This window comes from Corallococcus sp. CA049B (assembly GCF_003611685.1).
GTDB lineage: Bacteria > Myxococcota > Myxococcia > Myxococcales > Myxococcaceae > Corallococcus > Corallococcus coralloides.
This window is the reverse complement of sequence record NZ_RAWC01000163.1, coordinates 1-20,469: the sequence shown is the minus strand read 5'-3', so window position 1 is coordinate 20,469 and position 20,469 is coordinate 1. Positions and strand designations below refer to the sequence as shown.

Below are 20,469 nucleotides of genomic sequence, written 5' to 3'. Positions count from 1 at the left end.
GCGCGGAGGGCCTGGCGGGCGGGGGCATCGGGGTCACGGTCTCCTGGCGGGGAGCAGGCCATGCGGCCAGCCTCCGCTCTTTCCCCAGCACGCTAGGTGAATCCGGAATCGGCTTCAAGCACCCCTCCCGGCGGCCGGAGCGCCGGTTGTCGGTTCCAGTCCACGCCCCACGGGCCGGGGACCGAACAGGCACGCACGCGGTCTTCCCCCTCCGGCCTGTCGCCCACGCCCACCACCCCTAGCTTTTTCCCAGCGGGGGGCCCCGAGAGAGCCCCCCGTCCCACTCACACATCATCCGGGAGAGATTCCATGAAGAAGCTCATTGGGGTTTTTGCGTCCGTGGCGTTGCTGGGTTCGGGTGCCGCCTTTGCCCAGGACAGCGCTTCGCAGGGCTCGCAGCAGCCGTCGACGTCGTCCGGCAGCATGCAGGGCTCCTCCGGGAGCACGGGCAGCTCGGGCGCCATGGGCGGCTCGGGGTCGTCGAGCATGACGGGCTCGAACGAGCTGACGGGCAAGGTCGTCAAGAGCGACAGCAAGAAGGTCTACATCAGCAGCACCAGCGGCGCGGTGGTGCCCCTGGAGGTCGACAGCAAGACGCAGTTCACCGACCCGAGCATGAAGAACGCCAAGAGCCTGAAGGAGGGCCAGGAGATCCGCGCCAGCTTCCAGGTGAAGGACGAGAAGAACATGGCGACCAGCATCTCGCCGAGCTCGGGCACGGGCGGCTCGGGCACCGACCCGATGGCGCCGGACTCGTCCATCAACCAGGGCTCGGGCGGCTCGGGCATGGATGACAAGAACCAGGACATGGGCAACGACTCCTCCATGAACCCGGACACGGGCTCCAGCACGGGCTCCAGCAGCTCGCCGAAGACCTACTAGCACCGCCACTCCCCTCCCCTGTTCCTCTCCCGCATGGGAGGGGAATCCCGGCTCGCGGCCCCCGTTCGTCGGTGGGCCGCGAGCGTCTTTCCATGGATGGGCGCTTCCGCGCGGCGGACGAGCTGTTGGCCCGGCGCTCGAAGGCTTGAGCCCTGGCGTCCTCCTGGCGGAGGAGCGAGCGGAGGAGCGCTGGCGGCGATGTGGAAGCGTCCGCGCGTGGACATCTTCAGGGCATGCGCCTCTGGATCACCATCGTCGCGGGATTGAGCATGGGTCAGGCGTACGACCCGGAGCCGTTGCCACCGGAAGATCCGTCCGTGAGGGACCCCGCCGCCGCCGCCCTGCAGGATGCCTATGAGCAAGCCGCGGACGACCGGAACGGGGCGCGGCCTCCGCAGGGCTACGTCATCCAGGCCCCGTCGGATCCGACCGAGGGCAGCTATTACTCGCTGACGCCCCTGATGTCCGATGGCAACCCGCCGGTCACTTCGGGCGAGGTCGCGGTCCAGCAGTCCCAGACGTATGTACCGCCGCCCGTTCCCACGGTCTTCGAGCAGGAGCCAGCGACAGGTGAGGCGACGGAGACGGAGGCCGCGCAGCCCCAGACGGGCACGGGAGGCGCTGGAACCGAAGGGAGCCCGACGGAACAGCCCGCCACGGGTTCGGGAGCGGCCGGAACGACCTCGACCCCGAGCGGAACGACCACGGGGCAGCCCTCCACGGGCGCGGGGACCGAGCCAGCGTCCGGTCCCACCGAGGCGAATGCCCCTGGCTTCGGCGGCACCTACGACACGGGGGCGACCTCCTCCGCGGCTCCGAGCAACGTCGCTCCGAGCGGTACGGGCGAGGCGCCGCTGGATACATCGAGCGTGACGGTGCAGGAGCCGGGGACCGCGACGGGCGGCGCGGGTACGGCGGGAACCGGCGCGGCCGCTCCGTCGGGCGCGACGGCGCCGGCCCAGACGGCGCAGGCGCCTCAGGCGGCGCAGGGCCAAGCCCAGGCGACGACGCAGGGCGCGCAGGGACAGGCCCAGACTCCGCAGGATGCCGCCGCGGCCCAGGAGGAAGTGACGCGCCTGCGCCAGCGCATCGCGGACCTGGAGCAGGAGATGGAAGCCCGCGACACGCAAGCCACCGAGCGCACCCAGGCCGTGCAGACCCAGGTGGACACGCACGAGCAGCGCGCCTACGAGGCCGAACGTGCCCGTCAGCAGCGGCTGGCGCGGATCCAATCCGGCGGCCAGTGGATGCTCGCGGCGGACCAGGCGCTGGAGCAGGGCGAGCTGAACGTGGACAACGCCCTCGACATCGCTGACGAGGACTTCGCCGTCGTGCGCCAGAGCGCCTCGGCCTTCGGGCAGGGCGGCGTCGTGGTCCAGGCCGAGCGCATCCGCGCGCAGATCGCCTTCGCCCGGGATGCCGCCAACCGCCGGGACATCTACGCCGCTCGCCTCGCCCTGCAGAGCGCGGGCGAGGAGCTGCGGCTGGCTCGCGCCGCGAGCCTGGAGCGCTCGGGTACCTCCAACTCCCTGCTCAGTCCGTGATGCGCGGGGTGGTGCTTGCCGGTGCGCCCGCGGGCTTCGCGATGAGGTAGCCCTGCACGAAGTCCACCCCGTGCCGGCGTACCCAGGACAGCTCCTCGGGCGTCTCGATGCCCTCGGCCACCGTCTGGATGCCGAGCTGCCGGGCGATCTCCAGCAGCTTCTGCACGATGGAAGCCTTGTAGGGGTCCGCGTGGACGCCCCGCACCAGCTCCATGTCCAGCTTCATGAACTCCGGCCGGAGCTGGTGGATGAGGTTCAGCGACGAGTAGCCCGCGCCCAGGTCGTCCAGCGCCACCTTGAAGCCCGCCGCTCGGTAGAAGTCCACGATGGCGCGCAGGTGCGCCGCGTTCGCGGCCCGGTCGGATTCGATGATCTCGAAGACGACGTGCGACTCCGGGATGCCCGACTCGCGGATGGCCGCCACCGTGGAGCGCAGGCAGTAGGCCGGGTCGTAGATGGCCGTGGGCGTGAAGTTGATGAACAGGTGCGTGCGCAGCTGGTGCCGCACCGCCTCGCGGATGGCGGTGGTGCGCGCGGCCAGGTCCAGTTGGAAGAGCAGGTCCGCCTCGCGCGCCGTGTCGAACAGCCGGTTCGGGGGCACCAGCGCCCCGTCCCGGTCCCGGCCTCGCAGGAGCGCCTCGTGCGCGAAGACGCGCGAGGTGTCCTGCGCATGGACGATGGGCTGGAAGAACGTGGTGAGCCGCGACTCCGCCAGCATGTCCACCAGCCACACGGACTGATGCAGCGTGGTGAGCCGCTGCAGCGAGTCCACGCGCGGGAAGTCCGCCAGGCCGGGCTCGCCGTCGCCCTCGACGAAGAGGGCGCGCGTGCCCCGCACCTCCTCCGCCGTCAGCACGTTGGGGAGGCTCGCGGAGAGCTTCCGCAGGCCGCCCTCCCCCATCCCCACCACGACACACTGAACGTCGGTGCGCAGCTGGAAGGTGCCCCCCGAATCACGCAGGTGGGCCACCAGCTTGCCCAGGCTGTGGCCCAGGGGTGGCCACAGGAAGAGACGCCCCGGGACGTCCGGCGTCTCGGGCAGGGTCTGGCAACGGCCACATCCATTCAACGGGGTCATGACACAGCCTTGGCGTCACGGGGTGTGGCGGAAGATGAGCAGCCCGCGCGTCGTGTCCCACCCATACACCAGCCCGTCCGCTACATGAACGCCCTGCAGGCCGTCGAAGTAGCTCTTGCCCCGGCCCGCGTCCGTCTCGTTCCAGCTGTTGAAGTACCCGGCGGCCTTCGGCGTCCCCAGCGTGGACACGTCGTACACCCGCAGGCCGTCCTGGTAGTTGGCCACGTAGAGCGTGGTGCCCGACAGGACCATGCCGCCCAGCGTCGCCTCGGGCCGCAGCGGCAGTTCGCCGCGCTGCACGATGGACGTCGGGTTCGTGGCGTCCATCGCCACGATGGAGGAGCCCCACGCGTCAGAGCCCTGGTACACGACCGTGGAGTCCCCCAGCTTGCCCACCGCCAGGGCGCTGGTGGAGGGCCCGGGGAAGCGGCCCAGGAGCTTGGGCAGCTTCGTCGTCGTCGCCAGGGGCGACAGGTCCGTCACCGTCACACCGTAGCTCCAGTTGCTCACGTACAGGCGGTTGTCCTGCACCGCCAGGGCGTAGGGGTACTCGCTCAGGTCGGGCGAGGAGCCCTCCACCGAGTAGCGCACCACGAGGGTCGGCGCGGACGGCTGGGTCACGTCCAGGATGATGATGTCCGACTTGGGCACGGGCGACGCCACGTAGAGCAGGTTGCCGTCCTTCGCCATGCCGTCCACGCGCACCGACAGGTCCGAGAGCACCGACTTGTCGCAGGTGGGGACCTCCGGCTTCGTGAGGTCGCAGATGCGGATGCCCTTCGAGTAGGTGCCCAGATAGAGCGTCGTGCCGCTGATGAGCGTGCTGGTGTACGTCTCCGAGGGGAGCCTGTGCGCGGACACCAGCGTCGGGTGCGCGGGGTCCTTCACGTCGTAGACGAACATGCCCTCGTTGCCCGCGATGACGTAGGCGTAGCCGTTCGCGACCGCCACGCCGTTGGCGGCGCCCTTGGGCAGCACGCCCTGGCCCAACAGCTCCACGCGGTCGGACTCGGCCTCGCCCTCGCGACGCACGACGCGCCTGGCGGTGAAGGTGCCCTGGCTCACCGTCGAACCATTGCCGCACACGCGCACCACCCCCAGCACCTCGTTGGGCCCGGAGGCCTTGCAGCCGGCGAACGCGTAGCGCACCGTCGAGCCTTCCGTGCTGCCCGCCACGTCGCTGGCCAGGAAGAAGGTGTCCGGAGTGACTTGCTTCGTCGTCATCGCCAGGCCGACGAGGAGCGGATCACCGGGCGAGAACCGGATGGACGAAGGACCCGAGTAGCCGTCGTTCAGGTTGATGTTCGCATTCCAGACGCCTTCCGCCTGGACGACACTCAACGTCGACCTGTCACAACCGGTCAGGTCGATGGCTTCAAGCTGACACTCGGCCTTGTTGTCGGAACTGTCCTTGCCACAACCGAAGGCAAGGAGCGCGGTAGCGGCGACGAGAGAGAGACGATTCATTCCCTCCTCCATACCGGGCCATCCCGACCGCCGCCAAGTCCCCCGGCGTGCACAGAGGGGAGAAGCGCCGGGACGTCCACCGCAACGCAAAGAAACAAAAGGACCGCTTGTGCGTTTCCGGTGGGAGAGGGAGCCTTCCGCCAGGCCCCTGATAGCCTGTCTCCTCGCCGTACCGAGGTGCTTTTTGAACCCCCGTCCGCACGTGATCGCCGTGCTGCTGGCCCTGCTCCTGCCGGAGCTCGCGCTGGCCCAGGTCTTCGTCGTTCCCCGCCGCGCGGGGAAGACACCCGTGAACAGCTACGAGTTCGAGTGGCGGCATGTCGACATCCTCGTGGGCCCCGCAGCCACCGGCCTGGCGAAGCCCGCGGACCACACCGCGCATGACAACCCGCCCGGCACGCAGGGCGGCGCCAATCCGCAGGCACCCACCACGTCATCCCAGACGGGCGACATGCAGTCCCCGCCGGGCGGCCCGGAGGTCACCCCTTCCGGCAACGTGACCATGGCGCCGCCGGGGGAGCGGAAGCCCCCGGAAGAGGGCATCGCGCTCGACATGGGCGCGTCCGACGCCGGCATCCCTCCGACCGTCACGGGCCTTCCCGACGGCGGCATCCCGCCCCCGGGCGTGGTGGCGCTGGCGGACGGCGGCACTGCGGGCGACGCGGGCATGCTCGCGGGCGTCACGGGCGCGGACGGCGGCGCGGACGGTGGCGCGGTGTTCTCCGGCGCGCCGCTGATGCTGGGCAGCTCCGACGCCGGCTTCAAATACACCTACGCGAAGGACCTGGGCGCGAAGACGGGTGGCGTGCGCTTCTACTTCTACGAGCGCGAGCGCGAGGTGGCCGAGCGGGCCGCGCCCATCATCGAGGAGGCGTACCGGTACCTGGTGGATCAGTTCAAGTACGTCCCCACGGAGACGTTCCCGTACATCCTCTACAGCAGCTACGCGGAGTTCCTGCAGACGAACGTGTTCGCGGTCTCCGAGGGCACGCTGGGCGTCACCTCCACGGAGGACCTGAAGCTGTCCCTGCCGTACCTGGGCGACCACCACCTCTTCGAGGAGGTCAGCACGCACGAGCTGGCGCACCAGTTCACCATCCAGAAGGTGCGCACCGTGGCCGAGCAGGCCAAGACGTTCGGCGACCCGCTGGGCGGCTATCCGCTGTGGTTCATCGAAGGTCTGGCGGAGTTCTACGCCAAGCGCGGCCTGGACCCCGAGGCGGAGATGATGGTGCGGGACCTGCTGGTGAACCCGGACCTGATGAAGGGCTATGCCTTCCTCGACTTCTTCTCCCCCGGGCCGTACGGCTACCTGTGGATCTACAAGGTCGGTCAGGCGCGCGTGGCGTTCCTGGAGGACGAGTACGGCGCGGGCATCACCCAGCGGCTGCTGGAGGAGGCGCCCCGGCTGGTGGGCGGCTCGCGCGACTCCCCGTCGCTCAAGTTCGAGGAGCTGCTGGAGCGGCTGACGGGGGATGACCCCAAGCGCATCTCCGCGCGGTTCGAGAACTGGCTCAAGCGCCGGGCGTTCAAGACGTACCTGGACTCGTCGCAGACGGCGCCCGCGCTGGACTCGCTGGGCGAGACGCCGGGAATCGTGACGGCGTTCGCCAGCGGCCCGGACGGCAACGTGCTGGCGCTGCGCACCATCGTGCCGGAGACGGGCGAGAGCCGGCTGTACCTCACGGATCCGCGCACGCCGGGCAAGACGGTGAAGGTGGCGGGTGACGGCGTGCCGGGCGTGGAGTCCCTGCACCCGGTGTCCGGCCGCAACTTCGCGCTGACCAAGGACAAGCTCGCGTTCGTGGCGGAGCGCACCGGGCGCGACGTGCTCTACGTGCAGGACTACGTGCACCGCTCCGAGAAGCGGACCACGGACGTGCTGGTGCGGCGCTCGGCCGTGCGCACGGGCATCGGCATGGAGGTGGGCCTCAACGTGACGCTGGAGACAGGGGACCGGCGCGCGTACCGCGTCGACAAGCAGGGCGTGCTGGCCATCTACTCGCCGGCCTTCTCCCCGGACGGCCGCTACGTGGCGTTCATCGGCATCAACGACGCGGGCCTGCGCGACCTGTACCTGGTGGACCTCACGCAGGGCGAGGACGCGAAGATCCGCAAGCTCACCGACGACGTCTTCGCGGAGCGCCAGGTCACCTGGGGCCCGTCCGGCATCATCTACACGTCCGACGCGACGTCGCACCGCAAGTACAACCTCTTCCGCATCAAGCCGGACGCGCCGGTGGGACAGGCCGAGCGCCTCACCAGCGAGGACCGCGACGAGGCGGATCCGCTGGCGCTGCCGGACGGCCGCGTGTTCTTCGTGGCCTACAACAAGAGCAGCTCCGACCTGCACGAGCGGCTGGCGGATGGCCGCATCGTGCGGCGCACCGACCTGACGACGGGCGTCTTCGAGCCGGGCCCCGGCCCCGACGGCGGCCTGTGGATGCTCTTCCACATGAGCGGTGAGCGGAAGCCGTCCCTCCTGCGCCCGCCGCGCATGCTGTCGCTGGAGAGCGAGAAGGAGCCGGCGGCGGATCCGCCCTCGCCGCTGGCGCTCCGGCCCCTCACCGACGCGCAGGCCTACCGGCCCTTCACCCGGGAGAACATCGAGCTGGGGCCCATCTTCGGCTTCGCGGGCGCGGGCGGTGGCGGCTTCGTGGGCCAGGTGTTCGCGTCCGCCTCCGACCGGCTGCGCGACCACCAGATGGTCCTCACGCTGGCGGTGTACGGCTCCTTCGAGCTGACGGACGGCCTGCTGCTGTACGTCAACGACGAGAAGCGCACGACGTGGGGCGCCGGTCTGTTCCAGTCGCTGCGCTTCCGCGTGGACAAGACGTTCGACAACCTGCCGCCGGAGCAGCGGCCGTTCTTCGTGTCGTCGGAGCGCTACTTCGGCGCGTTGGGCAGCCTGCGCTACCCGCTCAGCACCTTCTTCTACCTCCAGGGCGACCTGAGCATCGGCGGCACGAAGTACTTCCTGGACGACTACAGCGAGTTCTACCTGGCGTTCCCGGAGCGCAACGAGTCGAACATGGAGCTCTTGTCCGCGTGGCGCGCGGACAACCAGCACATCCGCTTCCAGACGGAGCTGAGCGGGCGCGTCGGCTACGACAGCATCAAGTACCACTACGCGACGGGGCCGCTCGCGGGCAGCTCCGTGCTGCTGGAGGCCACGGCCGGCGTGCAGCCCTTCGACGGGCAGGCGTACGGCAACCTGCGGCTGGACGCGGAGCGGTACTTCCCCATCTACGGCCGCACCAACTTCTTCGCGCGCCTGGGCGCGGGCACCACGGTGGGCGGCCGCTACGCGCGCTCCTACTACCTGTCCAGCTTCGACACCCTGCGCGGCGTGAACTTTGGCGACGAGCGGTGGCTGCTGGGCCAGCACTTCGTCTACTCCACGCTGGAGGCGCAGCTGCCCCTCAACGACATCATCCGGGTGGCCTTCCTGAGCGACCTGGAGGCCATCGCCGGGGTGGACCTGGGCGGCGTGGGCGAAAGCGCGAGGGACCTCTGGGACCACCGCGTCCTCAACGCCGTCGTCGGCTTCAACCTGTCGCTGGGGCCCCTGCTGCTGCGCCTGCACTTCGCGCGGCCCTTCGACATCAACGCCGCCGCGGGCAAGCCCGACGAGGGCTGGGTGACGAACTTCTCCATTGGCGTCGCCGGCCTCAACGGCTTCTTCGACACCAAGGGCGACCGCAGGCCGGGCTCCGCCACGCCGGGCCCGGCGCTGATGCCCGCGCTGGGCGGCGGCTACACCACGCCCATGGTGCACTGAGGTCAGGACTGCGCGGCGACGAGGGCGGCGTTGGCGCGAGCCAGCGGCCCCCCGTCGTTGGGGATGCGCTCGAAGTCCCCGCGCAGGGCCTTGATGGCGAACTTCTCCAGGTCAATCTCCCGGCGGGTGCGCACGCCCAGCGCGCGCACCAGCACGGAGAGGGGCCCGAAGCCGGTGAGGCCGTGCTGGAGGAGCAGGGCCAGGGTGACGCCTCCCAGGACGCGCAAGCCCCGGCCGGATTCGCGCCCCAGCAGCAGGCTTCCGAGCGCCAGCGCGGGGACGCCCACGACCAGCGTCCGGTGCACGTCCCACTCGTGCTCCAGCTTCTGGAGGTACCGGCTCATCTCCGAGCGGTCCCCCTGCTCCGCCATGTAGCGGACACACGACTCCACATGGGCGTCGATGCGCCGGTTCATCGTGGAAGGCGCGTGGGCGCGCACGGCATCGGTCGAGGTCTGGTTCCAGGACTCCATCATCGCTCCCTTGTCGGACTTGGGCCGTCCTCCAGCCTGCTCTCAAGAAAGCTAGGTCCGCCGGACAGGTCCGTGCACAGGACGTCTTCCAGCGGCCGTCGCCCGGCTGCCCGCCCCGGGGGGCGATGACGCCTGCCTGTCCCTGTTCCGGGGGCAGGCAGGCAGGCCTGGGATGGGCAGGCGGGCATTCCGGGGAGGGAAAGAGTTTTCCATCCGCTGGGCGCTCCAGGGCCCATGTGTCGCCCCCGTGGACTTCCTCGCGGGCGGCGGGGGTTGCCTCCGCCTTGCTGGCAGGGAGGCATGGGCCTTGCTCATGGGACGGATGATGCGTCTACGACTCCTGATCAGCCTCTCAATGCTGCTGGCTGCCTGTGGTGCCGGGACATCGGATCCCGATGACCCGCTGCCCTCCGTGACCGACCCCGGCATCACGGACCCCGACACGCCGGACTCCGGTGCTCCTGACGCGGGCTCCTCGGACTCGGACTCGGGCACGCCGGATGCCGGGGCTTCCGACGGTGGCTCCGTGGATGCGGGCACCGGCCCCGGGGATGGCGGGAGCGCGGATGCCGGCACGGATCCGCAGCCTGTTCCGGAGGTGGAGCGGCCCTACACGCTGCCGAAGCTCCAGACGACGGTGCCGGAGTACGCGCTGACCATGCCTCCGGAGGTGCTGGAGAAGTTCATGCGGGAGCCGTTGACCGGGGAACAGGACGCGACGTTCCAGGCGAACGGCAAGACGTTCCCGGTGAAGGTGCGGCTGCGCGGGGCCTCCGCGCGCTACTTCGACAAGAAGAGCTGGAACGTCAGCTTCGCGGACAAGGACAAGTTCGAGGGGCGCACGTCGCTCAACCTGGTCGCCGAGTACGCCGACGCGTCGATGATCGCGGAGAAGATCTCCTACGACCTGCTGGCGGCGATGCGGGTGCCGGCGTCGAAGGCGACGTTCGTGCGGCTCTCCGTGAATGGCCGCTACGAGGGCGTGTTCGTGGAGGTGGAGCAGGTCAACAAGGCCTTCGTCAAGGCGCGGCAGTTCCCGGACGACGACGCGTCCATCTACCGCGCCGGCTGGAAGGACACGGAGTTCAAGACGTGGAAGGTGCCCTACCAGGGCGACTGGGTGAAGAAGACGAACGAGAGCGAGCCCGACGACGCGCTGTGGGAGGTGCTGGACGTCATCAACCACACGCCGGAGCCGCAGCTGGTGGCCGCGCTGGAGAAGAACCTGGAGATTGAGTCCTACGTGCGCTCCATGGTGCTGGACGCGCTGATGTCCAACAACTTCGTGGAGGACTCCGAGAGCTACTTCATGCACGACGACATCACCGGGCGCTGGCGCTACGTGCCCTGGGACCTGAACAACGTCGATGCGCGCTGGTGGTACGCGAACTCGGTGGAGGACCAGTCCGCCTCCACGAGCAACATGAAGCACCCGCTGTTCAACTTCACGCTGCTGGATGGCTGGGTGGAGAAGATGTACCAGCAGCGCAAGCTGGAACAGGGGAGCTACCCGGGCTACCTGCCGACGTTCTCCAACATGGGCACGCGCGTGGTGCTCAACCCCGTGCTGCGCGCCCGCCTGGAGGCGCGGCTGGACAAGGCGCTGGACGAGCTCTTCACGTCGAAGGTGATGGACCCGTACATCGACCAGCTCCATGCGCTCATCGACGCGTCCATGAAGACCGACCCATACATGGACTACGCGAAGTTCAGCGCGGGCAAGGCGTACATGAAGCGCTTCGTGAAGTTCCGCCGCGAGTTCGTGATGGCGGAGGTGAAGCGGCTGAAGGCGGCCCGGTCCACGCTGGTGTTCCAGGCGTTCGACCCGCGCGAGGGCTGGGTGGAGGTGGCCAACCACGGCGCGCAGGCGGTGTCGCTCCAGGGCATGACGCTGACCACGAACCTGCGGGTGAGCCTGGCGGGCGGGGACTACGCGCCCACCATCGTGAAGGCCCCCATGGGCGCGGTGCTGGGCAACACGACGGTGGCTCCGGGTCAGACGGTGCGGCTCACGGCCGCCTCGCTGGGCATCACCTTCCCCGCCAAGGGCGAGGTGGGCCTGTTCGACGGCACGTCAGTGGTGGGCATGAAGGACGCGCTGTTCTACGGCCAGCTGCCCGCGGGCAAGCACTACGCCCGCGGCGCGGAGGGCTGGGAGGTGCGCTGAGTCGACGCGCGGACATCCATCGCTGAGCAGACGTGCGGGGCGGGCAGGGACGGGTTAGCACCCGGACCATGCCCGCCTCTCGCGTTCTGGATGAGCTGCTGCCTCGCCGCTCCGGTCCCCTGCCCCGCGTGGCCGTCATTGGCGCGGGCATGTCGGGGCTGGTGCTCGCGCGGATGCTGACGGGCGCGGGCTTCGGCGTGCGGGTGCTGGACAAGGGGCGCGGGCCGGGAGGACGGCTGTCCACGCGGAGGAGCGCGGAGGGTGGCGCGTTCGACCACGGAGCGCAGTACTTCACCGCGAGGGATCCGCTCTTCCGGGCGCTGGTGGACGCGTGGGTGGCGGACGGCGTCGCGGCGGAGTGGCGCGGGCGCATCGGGACGCTGACGCGTGGGACGGTGACTCCCGCGAAGGAGGCCGTGCGCTACGTGGGCGTGCCGGGGATGAGCGCGGTGGCGAAGGCGCTGGCGGACGGGTTGGACGTGCGCACCGGGGTGCGGGTGGAGCGCGTGGCGCGCGAAGGCCAGGCGTGGCGGCTGACGTCGGAGACAGGCGAGGACCTGGGGCTCGCGGAGGGGGTGGTGGTCGCGGTGCCCGCGCCACAGGCGGTGCCGCTGCTGGCGGGGGCGCCCGCGCTGGCGGCCCAGGCGGGGACCGCGCGGATGTCTCCGTGCTGGGCCGTGATGGCCCGGTTCGACGCGCCGCTGGCGGTGGAGCTGGAGGGGGCGTTCGTGGAGGACTCGCCGCTGTCGTGGGTGGCGCGGGACACGAGCAAGCCGGGGCGGGCTGCCGGTGAGCGCTGGGTGCTTCACGCTTCGCCGGAGTTCAGCGCGGAGCACCTGGAGGAGACGCCGGAGGCAATGGCTTCGAAGCTCGTGGAGGCGTTTGGCCAGGCCCTGGGCAGGGACGTGCGCGCAGTGGAGGCCGTGGCGCACCGGTGGCGATACGCGATGCCGGCATCTCCACTGGAATCCTCCGCGTTGTACGACGCGGCGCTGGGCCTGGGCGCTTGTGGCGACTGGTGCGCGGGCCCCCGTGTGGAGGGCGCATTCCTCAGCGGCGTCGCGCTGGCGAGGCAGATCGCTGAACGCTGAAGCCGGCCTCCGCTCGCGCACCATCCGCATGCCGCGGGTGGCGAGGCTGTGTTCGTGCGAGGCGGTTCGCCGCGTCCTGAGCCCTACTGCCGCTCGCGCACCACCAGCGTGCGGCGAGCGGTGAGGCCCCGGTCGTCGGTGACGAGGATGTCGTGCGTGCCCACGCTAGGCTTCCACCACAGGCGCTCCGCGGCCTTCGCTGTTCCCAGGACGGCGCCGTCCACGAACCACGTCAGCTCCCGGTCGTGCGCGGCCTCCGCCTCCAGGGGGATCTTCTGCTCCTCCGTGCTCATGCCCGGGATGAGCAGCGCCACCGTCCCTTCCGGCGGCGAGAGGATGATCGGCGTGTCGCGCTCGCCTCCCGCGACGCAGCCGGGTGCCAGGGGCGGCGGTTCGGGCAACTGACGCTGCTGCTCCGCGAGCCACCGGCGCAGGCTGGAGGGCCAGGTCAGGTACACCCGCGACTCCGTCTTGCGCCCGTCCCGGCACCCCGGCCCCACCGCCAGGCCCGAGGCCACGTCCACCTCCACGCGGTGGTGGTACGGACACGGTGCCGTCGGCACCGCCGTGCGCACCGCGTCCACCCGCTTGCGCTGCGTGCACGCGTCCGTGGGCAGGTGCCCCGAGTACGCGCACACCTCCACGCCCACCAGGTCCTTCGGCGGCGCGGCGTCCTCCTCCTGCACCGCCGCGCCTCGCGGGCCGATGCCCTCCAGGATGTCGAAGAGCAGCGGGGCCGCGTTCTCCGCGCCCACCAGGTGCACGCTCGACGCGTGGTCGAAGTTGCCCAGCCACACCACCGCCGTGTGCTTCGGACCGGAGCCCGCCGCCCACGCGTCCCGGTTGCCGAAGCTCGTGCCCGTCTTCCAGTGCACCCGCGCCGGCAGCCCCGTGAGCCGCCGCCGCTCCGGGAAGTCCGGGCGATCCCTCAACGCCAACGCCTGCCGCGTCAGCCACGCCGCTCCCGGCGACACCAACGCCTGCGCCTTCTTCGGCGCCGTGTCCTGCGTCAGCACCCGCAGCGGACGCACCTGACCCTCTCCCGCCAGCGCCAGGTACACGCCCGTCAACTCCAGCGGCGTCAGCTCCAAGCCGCCCACCGCCGCGGACAGGCCGTAGTGCCCCGGCCGCGGATCCAGGCTGTTGACGCCCGCCTGCCGCAGCGAACCCAGGAAGCCCTCCACGCCCAGCCGCTCCAGCAGCCTCACGAACGGCAGGTTGAGCGACTGCGACAGCGCGGACTCCATCCGCACCAGCCCCAGGAACCGCCCGTCGAAGTTGCGCGGCTGATAGCCGCCGTACGCCACCGGGATGTCCGGCACCAGCGTCTCCGGTCCCACCAGCCCCTGATCAATCCCCAGCGCATACAACAGCGGCTTGAGCGCCGACCCCGGCGAGCGCGGCGTGGCGAAGCCGATGATCTGCCCGCCGTGCTTCGCATCGAAGAAGTCGAAGTTCCCCACCAGCGCGCGCACCTCGCCCGTCTCCCGGTCCGCCACCACCGCCGCGCCGTTGTGGATGCCCTGCCGGTCCAACCGCCGGGCCGCTTCGCCCAGCGTGCGCTCCACGAACCGCTGCGTGCCCGCGTCCAGCGTCGTCGCCAGCCACGTCTCTCCGGGCCGCTGCGCCTTGAGCCACACCGCCGCGTGCGGCGCTTCCCTCGGGAACGGCGTGAGCACGCCCGGCACCGCCGTCGCACGCACCTCCGCCAGCACCGTGTCGGACGCGACGCCCTCCACGGCCAGCCCCCCGGACTCCAGGAGCCTCCGGGCGATGTCGTCCCGGGCGGAGCGCAGCCGCGCCTGGTTCTCCGGCGACGGGAAGCGCCGGTTCGGGTTCTGCGGCACCGCCAGCAGCGTGGCGATCTCCGCCGGGCTCAGGTGCTGGGCGGTGTGCCCGAAGTACGCGAGCGCCGCCGCCTCCACGCCCTCCACGTTGCGCCCGTAGGGCACGAACTGGAGATACGCCTCCAGCACCTCCTGCTTGGACAACCGCGCCTCCAGCTGGGCGGCGCGGAACGACTCAATCACCTTCGAGGTGAACGTGCGCGGACGGGGCTCCAGCACGCGCACCAACTGCATCGTCAACGTGGAGGCGCCCGACACCCGCCGCCCCCGGCTCAGGTTGAGCCCGAGGGCGCGCAGGGCCGCGAGCGGATCCACGCCCGGGTGCTGGAAGAACCGCTTGTCCTCCAGCGCCAGGAGGGCGCGGACATAGGCCCGGTCGACGCGGTCCTTCGGCGCGGGGATGCGCCACCGCTCGTCCGGGGCGAGGAAGACGTACGCGGGTGCCCCGTCCCGGTACGCCATCACCACCGAGGGGGGCGCCGCCAACCGCTCCGGCAGCGGCACCCACCAGGCCGCCACGAGGCCCGCGCCCAAAAGCCCGAGCCCCGCCAGCGCCACCCCCGCCCACCTCCTCACGTTGAGACGCACGCGACGCATGGGGCCTAGAGCAGGTCGTCCTTCCAGGGACCCGTCACCTGCACCGTGCCCGCGGCATCCCGGGCCCAGATGGAGGAGTCGTACATCGCCTCGGCCTCCGCGGACGGCAGGGTGAAGCTGCCCGCCGTCACCGCGCGCACCGCGTAGACGAGCTTCTTCGTCTCGTGGGCCTGCAGCGCGCCGAACGCCTCCATGCGGTCATCGCGCACGTTCACGTAGTCGGCGGCCCAGAGCGAATCCGCGTCCACCCAGTCCACGCTGCCGCCGCGTCCCAGGCGGGCGTTTTCAATCTCCCAGCCCGCCGGCAGCCGGTCCACCAGCGCGATGTTCTGCACGCGCTCGCCCCGGGTGTTGGTCACCTCCAGCTCCACGTAGATGAGGTCCGCCAGCTTCACCGGCTGGGCCTTCAGGTCCACCGCGGTGCCGTCCAGCGAGCGCCAGGTGCGCTTGAGCGTCAGCCCTTCTCCCCCCACCTTCACCTCGGGCGTGGTGCGCACGCCCTCGCTGTTGAGGATGAGGTACACGTTGCCGCCGCCCTTCTCCTTCAGGTCGAGCGACACGCTGGCGCGCTCGCTGGCGCGGGCCAGGGCCCACGTGCGGTCCGACACGCGCGCGTCCTTCTCCGCGACGGGCGTCACCGTCTTGCCCGCCACCGTGAGCGTGGGCGGCGAGAAGCTGGTCGCCGTGCCCTGCAGCCGCTTGCCCAGGCCGGTGATGCCCCAGACCAGCTCCTGCGTCGAGTAGTACGCCGACGTGCGGCTCGACAGCGCCGTCGCCACCATGCGCGCCAGGGGCTCCCCTTCCGGCGCGTCGCCGAAGAGGTCCTGGAAGGTGCTGAGCATCATCCCGCGCCGACGCCTGTCCGAATAGAACGACCAGCTGTTCTTGCGCTCATCGGTGACGGTGGACACGTCCGGAGTGCGCAGCTCCTTCTCGTAGCGGCGGTCGCCGGACAGCCACAGCGCGGCCTTGAGCATGTACAGGTCCTCCTGGTCCTCGCCGCTGAGCGCGGCCTTCTTCGCCGCCGTCTCCAGCGCGCTCACCATCGCCTGCGCCCGCGCCTTGCGCCCCTTGCCCGCCACCGCGAGCACGTAGTGCATGTACGCCTCCGAGTGCTGGCCATAGTGGTCGTCCTGCCCCAGGCGGCCCTCCTTCCGGGTCAGCTCGTCACCCATCCACGCGAGCGCGCTGTCCACGCGGTCGTCCGGCACCGGGTACTTCAACTTGCGCGCGTCCAGCAGCATGTGCGTCGCATAGGCCGTGCCCCAGGCCACCGGCTCCGTCTGGCCCGGCCAGTACGCGAAGCCACCCGAGGCCGTCTGCATGGACAGCACCCGGTTGATGCCCGACTGCACCATGTCCTCCACCTTCGCCGTGGAGACCAGCGTCGGATCCACGCGCTCCACCAACTGGCTCACGAACAAGAGCGGACGGGTGGAGGACGTCGTCTGCTCGATGCAGCCGTGCGGGTAGCGCACCAGGTACGAGAGGTGCTGGAGCGACTTCGCGTACGGATTGTTCGTCACCCAGACGTTGGTGCGCTCCGTGGTGGGCACCCAGCCGGCGAGCAGCGCCTTCAGGTCGGTGGTGCCCTGCGCCAGCTCCACCTGCTGGATTTTGCGCTCACGGGGCCCGGCGGGAGACAGCGGCACATCCAGCTGCTCGCTGGACGTGTAGCCACCGCCCTCCACCGTTACCACCAGCCGCGCCGCGCCCACCGACTGCACCGCGCGGCCCTGGAAGACGAAGGTGCGGGACTTGCCGTCCTCCAGCTTCGCGCGGCCCTCGCTCTTGCCCTTGAGCTCCAGCGGCGAGCCCAGGCCCTCCGGCATCGCGAGCCCCGGCACCGCCAGCGCCTCCGCGGCCAGCGTCACCTTCACGTCCTGCGCCTTGCCGGACAGGTTGGTGACGAAGACCGGAATTTGAATCTCGTCATTCTGGGTGAGGAAGCGCGGCAGCGTCGTCTGGAGCACCAGCGGGTCGCGCACCAGCACCTGCGCGCTGGCCCGGCCAATGCGCTTGGCCCCCGCCGTCACCACCATCACCCGCACCGCGCCCCGGTACTGCGGCAGCTTGAACGGCACCTTCAGCTTGCCGTTGGCGGGGACCTCCACCACACCGCTCCACAAGGCCACGGGCTTCACCGGCTGCACGCGGCCCTCCGCGCCGCCCTCGTCACCACCGGTGGAGCTGGAGTTGCCGCCCGGCGGCACCAGGAGCGCCCAGCCCACCGTCTCGTAGGTCTGGATGCCCAGCGCGCGCCGCGTGAAGATCTCCTTCAGCGGATCCGGGCTCTGGAAGCGCGTGAGGGACAGGATGCCCTCGTCCACCACCGCCACGGTGGCGAAGGTGGGGCCCTCCACGCCCTCCACCGCCACGTCCACGGTGAGCGTGTCGTTGCTGCGGACCTCCTTGGGCACCGTCAGCGTGACGGCCTGGGTGAAGTCCACCGGCTCCAGCGCGATGCTGCCCACGCCGAAGGCCCGGTCGGGCATGAACGCCTGGGCGGATTCCAGGTGCGGGTCCTTCACCAGGAACGCGCTCACGTAGACGTTGGGCGCGTACTCGGAAGGCGTGAACGACCAGGTCACCTCACCCGGCTCCACCTGCTTCCACGCGGTGGTGAGCACGCGGTCGGTCTCCACGGTGAAGAGGACGCGGCCCCGGTAGGGCGCCTTCATCTTCACGGTGAGGGCCTCGCCCACCTTGCCCTTGGCGGGCAGCGAGAGGTCCAGCGCCGTGGGCTTCAGGGGCCGCGGCGTCTGGTCCACGCGCGAGCCCTCGCCCCACCAGTAGTAGCGGCCCTCTCCTTCGATGGCGAGGTCCGTCTGGGTGTTGCCCGCGCGGGCGCGCACGAGGTAGCCCGCGCCGTCGCGGCCCGGCAGCACCGTCGCGGTGAAGCGGCCGTTCTCCACCTTCACCGTCGCGTCGCCCTCACGCTGCGGGCGCAGGTAGCGCTGGTAGCGCTCGTAGCCGGACTCCTCGTCGTAGTAGTAGCCGTAGTTCTCCTCGAGCAGCTGGTACTCCAGCTGCACCGTCTTCGGCGCCTTGTCGCCGGTGAGGGGCTGGCCGTTCCAGTCCACCACCACGCCGGTCAGCGTGAAGGGCGTGGCCGCCTTCACCTTCTGCGTGTTGGCCTGGAGGCCCAGGTAGTACGCCTCCGGGTGCACCGGCACCGTCGCCTCACCGATGGTGGAGCGGCCGCTGCCGGACTCGAAGACGCTGGCCACCGCGGACAGGCGCGCCGCGCCCTTCATGGGGCCGGACGCCGCCTGCGCCGGGCAGTTGAGGAGCGCCTGCCCCTTCGCGTCGAGCGTGCCCTTCACCTGGCCCAGCGTGACGGGCCGGGGCGCGTTGCCGTCCTGGCGCCAGACGCCGTAGGTGTACTGGGCGTTCTGCTTGGGCTTGAAGGGCACGGACTCCAGCCGGCACGTCATCTCCACCGGGCTGCCCTCCGCGGAGCCGCCGAAGAGGTACGCGGCCTCCACGCCCACCGGAATCTCCGTGCCCTGCACGTAGCCGGGCGCGGTGGTGCTGGCCGTCACCTTCATGCGCTCCGGGACGAACTCCTCCACGTTCACCGCGTAGGAGGCCAGGTCGCGGTCCGCCACCTTGAGGCGCACCCAGTAGTGGCCCGTGTCCTGGAACGCCGCGAAGGCCTGGTCGAAGGCCACGAGCCCCGCCGCGTTCGTCTTCAGCGTCAGCTTGCGGATTTCACGCTCGCGCGGGTCGATGACGCGCACCTCCACCGGCATGCCCACGGGCGGCGCCAGGTTGTCCTGGCCGCGCAGCACCGCGGCCACGTGCGCGGTGTCACCGGGGCGGTACACGCCGCGGTCGGACCAGAGGGAGGCGCGGTAGGGCTGCTCGGCGCGGTACGGCTCGCCCTGCACGTCCGAGTTGGCGATCTCCGTCTTCAGCTCGTCGTACTTGAGGTACGTCAGCTCGTCGCCCTTGCGCGCCACCAGCGCGAACGGGGCGCTGTCGTCCACGCCGGGCGCGGGGACCTTGAGCTGGCAGCCCGCATCGCCCTGCGTGGTGCAGCGGGCCACGGCCTGCCCGCTCTTCTTCACCAGCGTCACCTCCACGCCGGACAGGGGCTCCGTGCTCTCCAGGCCCAGGGCCCAGACCCACACCTCGCCGGAGTCCTTGGAGCCCACGGCGGGACCGCCGCGCTTGGCCACGAGGCTCAGGTCGGTGAGCAGGATGCGGGCGGCGGCCTTGTAGTCACCGCGCTCGGCGAGGATTTCGACCAGGCCGCGCGTGTTCGCGGGCACCAGCGACGCCACGTCGATGTACGTGGTGAGCAGCGTGTCCGGCGTGGACTTGAGCGGCACCGCCTTGCGCACCAGCACGTTGCTCGTGCGCTCGTCGGCGCTCTCCGAGTAGTCGCTGCCCATCCAGAAGACGAGGTTCTCCGGCGGGATGTTGCGCACCGTGAGCGTCACCTCCTCCAGGTTGAGGTGCTGCAGGGGCAGGTTGCGCCACGCGCTGCGCGGCAGGTAGCGGCCGTTGGCGTTGAAGCGCACCTGGGACTGGCGCGCGGGCACGGAGAAGCCGCGCGACCAGGCGCCCATCAGCGTGCCGCCGCCCACGGAGAGCGTGCCCTCCGCGAGGGAGAGCGTGTGCGGGCCGCGCTTGAAGTCACCGAAGATGCGGAAGCCGCGCCGCGACGGGGCCACGGTGAACTTCACCTTGGGCTTGAAGCGGATGGCGTCCTGGGCCACCGCGTCGCTCAGCGAGCAGCCCTTGTTGTCGTCGTCGTAGTAGTACGAGTCCCACTGCTCGTCGGTGGGGCTCGCCGGGGCGTCCGCCGCCACGTCGCGGCAGCTCACCTCGTAGAAGTAGCCGCTGGAGCCCTCCTGGAGGCTCACGTAGGTGATGTCCAGACGCTTGCCGCCGTTCAGCCCGAAGCTGCTCGTGGCCGCGGGCGCCTGCACGGTGGAGGCGCCGCCCACCGGCGTCAGCCCTTCGCGCAGGGAGAACTGCAACGTCGCGCCGGGCTTGAGCTTCGGGTGGGTGAGCGCCACGGACAGGGAGCTGCGCGTGTCCGCGCGGGTGCTCCACTTCACGTCGCTGATGACGGTGTCGCCCACGCGGAAGCTGGTGCGGGAGCGCACGGCGGCCAGGTCCACTGGCCCGGAGAAGTCCACGTTCGCCTCCACGCGGCCCTTCGGCAGGTCCATGCGCGTGGGGTAGAGCTGGGAGAACTTGAAGGCGTAGGTCGTGAAGTTGTAGCGCCACTCGCGCGCGGACGACGGCTTGATGACGCCCGCGTCGGTGTTCACCGCGTCCACGGACACCGTGTACGTCGTGCCGGCGGCGAAGCCCGTGGACGGCGTGAAGAGCAGCGACGAGGGGCCCGTCCACCGCAGGCTGCCCGGGACCTCCGGAGACACCGTGACGACGCTGCCGTCGACGCTCTCGTAGCGCGGGCGCACCGGGAGCGCGAACTCGATGACGACGCCGGTGGGCAGGGCGTTCTCGCTGGCCAGCTCGTGGATGACGGGCGTGAGCTTCGCGGCCTGTACCGGCGCGGGGG

At 70.7% G+C, this 20,469-nt stretch carries 10 protein-coding genes; 5 read left to right on the top strand and 5 right to left on the bottom strand.

What is annotated here, in order from left to right; all coding sequences use genetic code 11:
- The first annotated feature begins 309 nt into the window (after window positions 1-309).
- Together D7W82_RS28215 and D7W82_RS28210 are read left to right on the top strand one after the other, a co-directional pair.
- Window positions 310-882, top strand: a complete 573-nt coding sequence (locus D7W82_RS28215; RefSeq protein ID WP_120621306.1) for a hypothetical protein — start codon at window positions 310-312, stop codon at window positions 880-882.
- 233 nt (window positions 883-1,115) lie between these two features.
- Window positions 1,116-2,426: a hypothetical protein gene (locus D7W82_RS28210; RefSeq protein WP_120621305.1), complete on the top strand. Its 1,311-nt coding sequence runs from the start codon at window positions 1,116-1,118 to the stop codon at window positions 2,424-2,426.
- On the opposite strand, the gene D7W82_RS28205 is transcribed toward D7W82_RS28210, so the two are convergent.
- Together D7W82_RS28205 and D7W82_RS28200 are read right to left on the bottom strand one after the other, a co-directional pair.
- Window positions 2,416-3,504: an EAL domain-containing protein gene (locus tag D7W82_RS28205; protein WP_120621304.1), complete on the bottom strand. Its 1,089-nt coding sequence runs from the start codon at window positions 3,502-3,504 to the stop codon at window positions 2,416-2,418. The genes D7W82_RS28210 and D7W82_RS28205 overlap by 11 nt on opposite strands.
- 15 nt (window positions 3,505-3,519) lie before the next feature.
- Window positions 3,520-4,971, bottom strand: a complete 1,452-nt coding sequence (locus tag D7W82_RS28200; protein WP_158617744.1) for an LVIVD repeat-containing protein — start codon at window positions 4,969-4,971, stop codon at window positions 3,520-3,522.
- 184 nt (window positions 4,972-5,155) lie between these two features.
- Here D7W82_RS28200 and D7W82_RS28195 point away from each other — a divergent pair, with 184 nt between their 5' ends.
- Window positions 5,156-8,752, top strand: a complete 3,597-nt coding sequence (locus D7W82_RS28195; protein ID WP_120621302.1) for a PD40 domain-containing protein — start codon at window positions 5,156-5,158, stop codon at window positions 8,750-8,752.
- A gap of 2 nt (window positions 8,753-8,754) precedes the next feature.
- Here the strand turns inward: D7W82_RS28195 and D7W82_RS28190 are convergent, their stop codons facing one another.
- Window positions 8,755-9,225 (bottom strand): hypothetical protein, encoded by a 471-nt coding sequence (locus D7W82_RS28190; protein WP_120621308.1) that lies wholly within the window; start codon window positions 9,223-9,225, stop codon window positions 8,755-8,757.
- A 322-nt stretch (window positions 9,226-9,547) separates the two neighbouring features.
- On the opposite strand from D7W82_RS28190, the gene D7W82_RS28185 reads away from it, so the two are divergent.
- Window positions 9,548-11,392 (top strand): CotH kinase family protein, encoded by a 1,845-nt coding sequence (locus D7W82_RS28185; protein ID WP_120621301.1) that lies wholly within the window; start codon window positions 9,548-9,550, stop codon window positions 11,390-11,392.
- Window positions 11,393-11,460: 68 nt separating this feature from the next.
- Window positions 11,461-12,483, top strand: coding sequence for an NAD(P)/FAD-dependent oxidoreductase (locus D7W82_RS28180; RefSeq protein ID WP_199727842.1), 1,023 nt, complete (start codon window positions 11,461-11,463; stop codon window positions 12,481-12,483).
- An 83-nt stretch (window positions 12,484-12,566) separates the two neighbouring features.
- Here D7W82_RS28180 and pbpC read toward each other — a convergent pair whose 3' ends face one another.
- Together pbpC and D7W82_RS28170 are read right to left on the bottom strand one after the other, a co-directional pair.
- Window positions 12,567-14,927, bottom strand: coding sequence for a penicillin-binding protein 1C (pbpC, locus tag D7W82_RS28175; protein WP_120621300.1), 2,361 nt, complete (start codon window positions 14,925-14,927; stop codon window positions 12,567-12,569).
- Window positions 14,928-14,932: 5 nt separating this feature from the next.
- Window positions 14,933-20,469, bottom strand: a 5,537-nt coding sequence (locus D7W82_RS28170; protein WP_120621299.1) for an Ig-like domain-containing alpha-2-macroglobulin family protein, incomplete at its 5' end; no start/stop codon positions are given.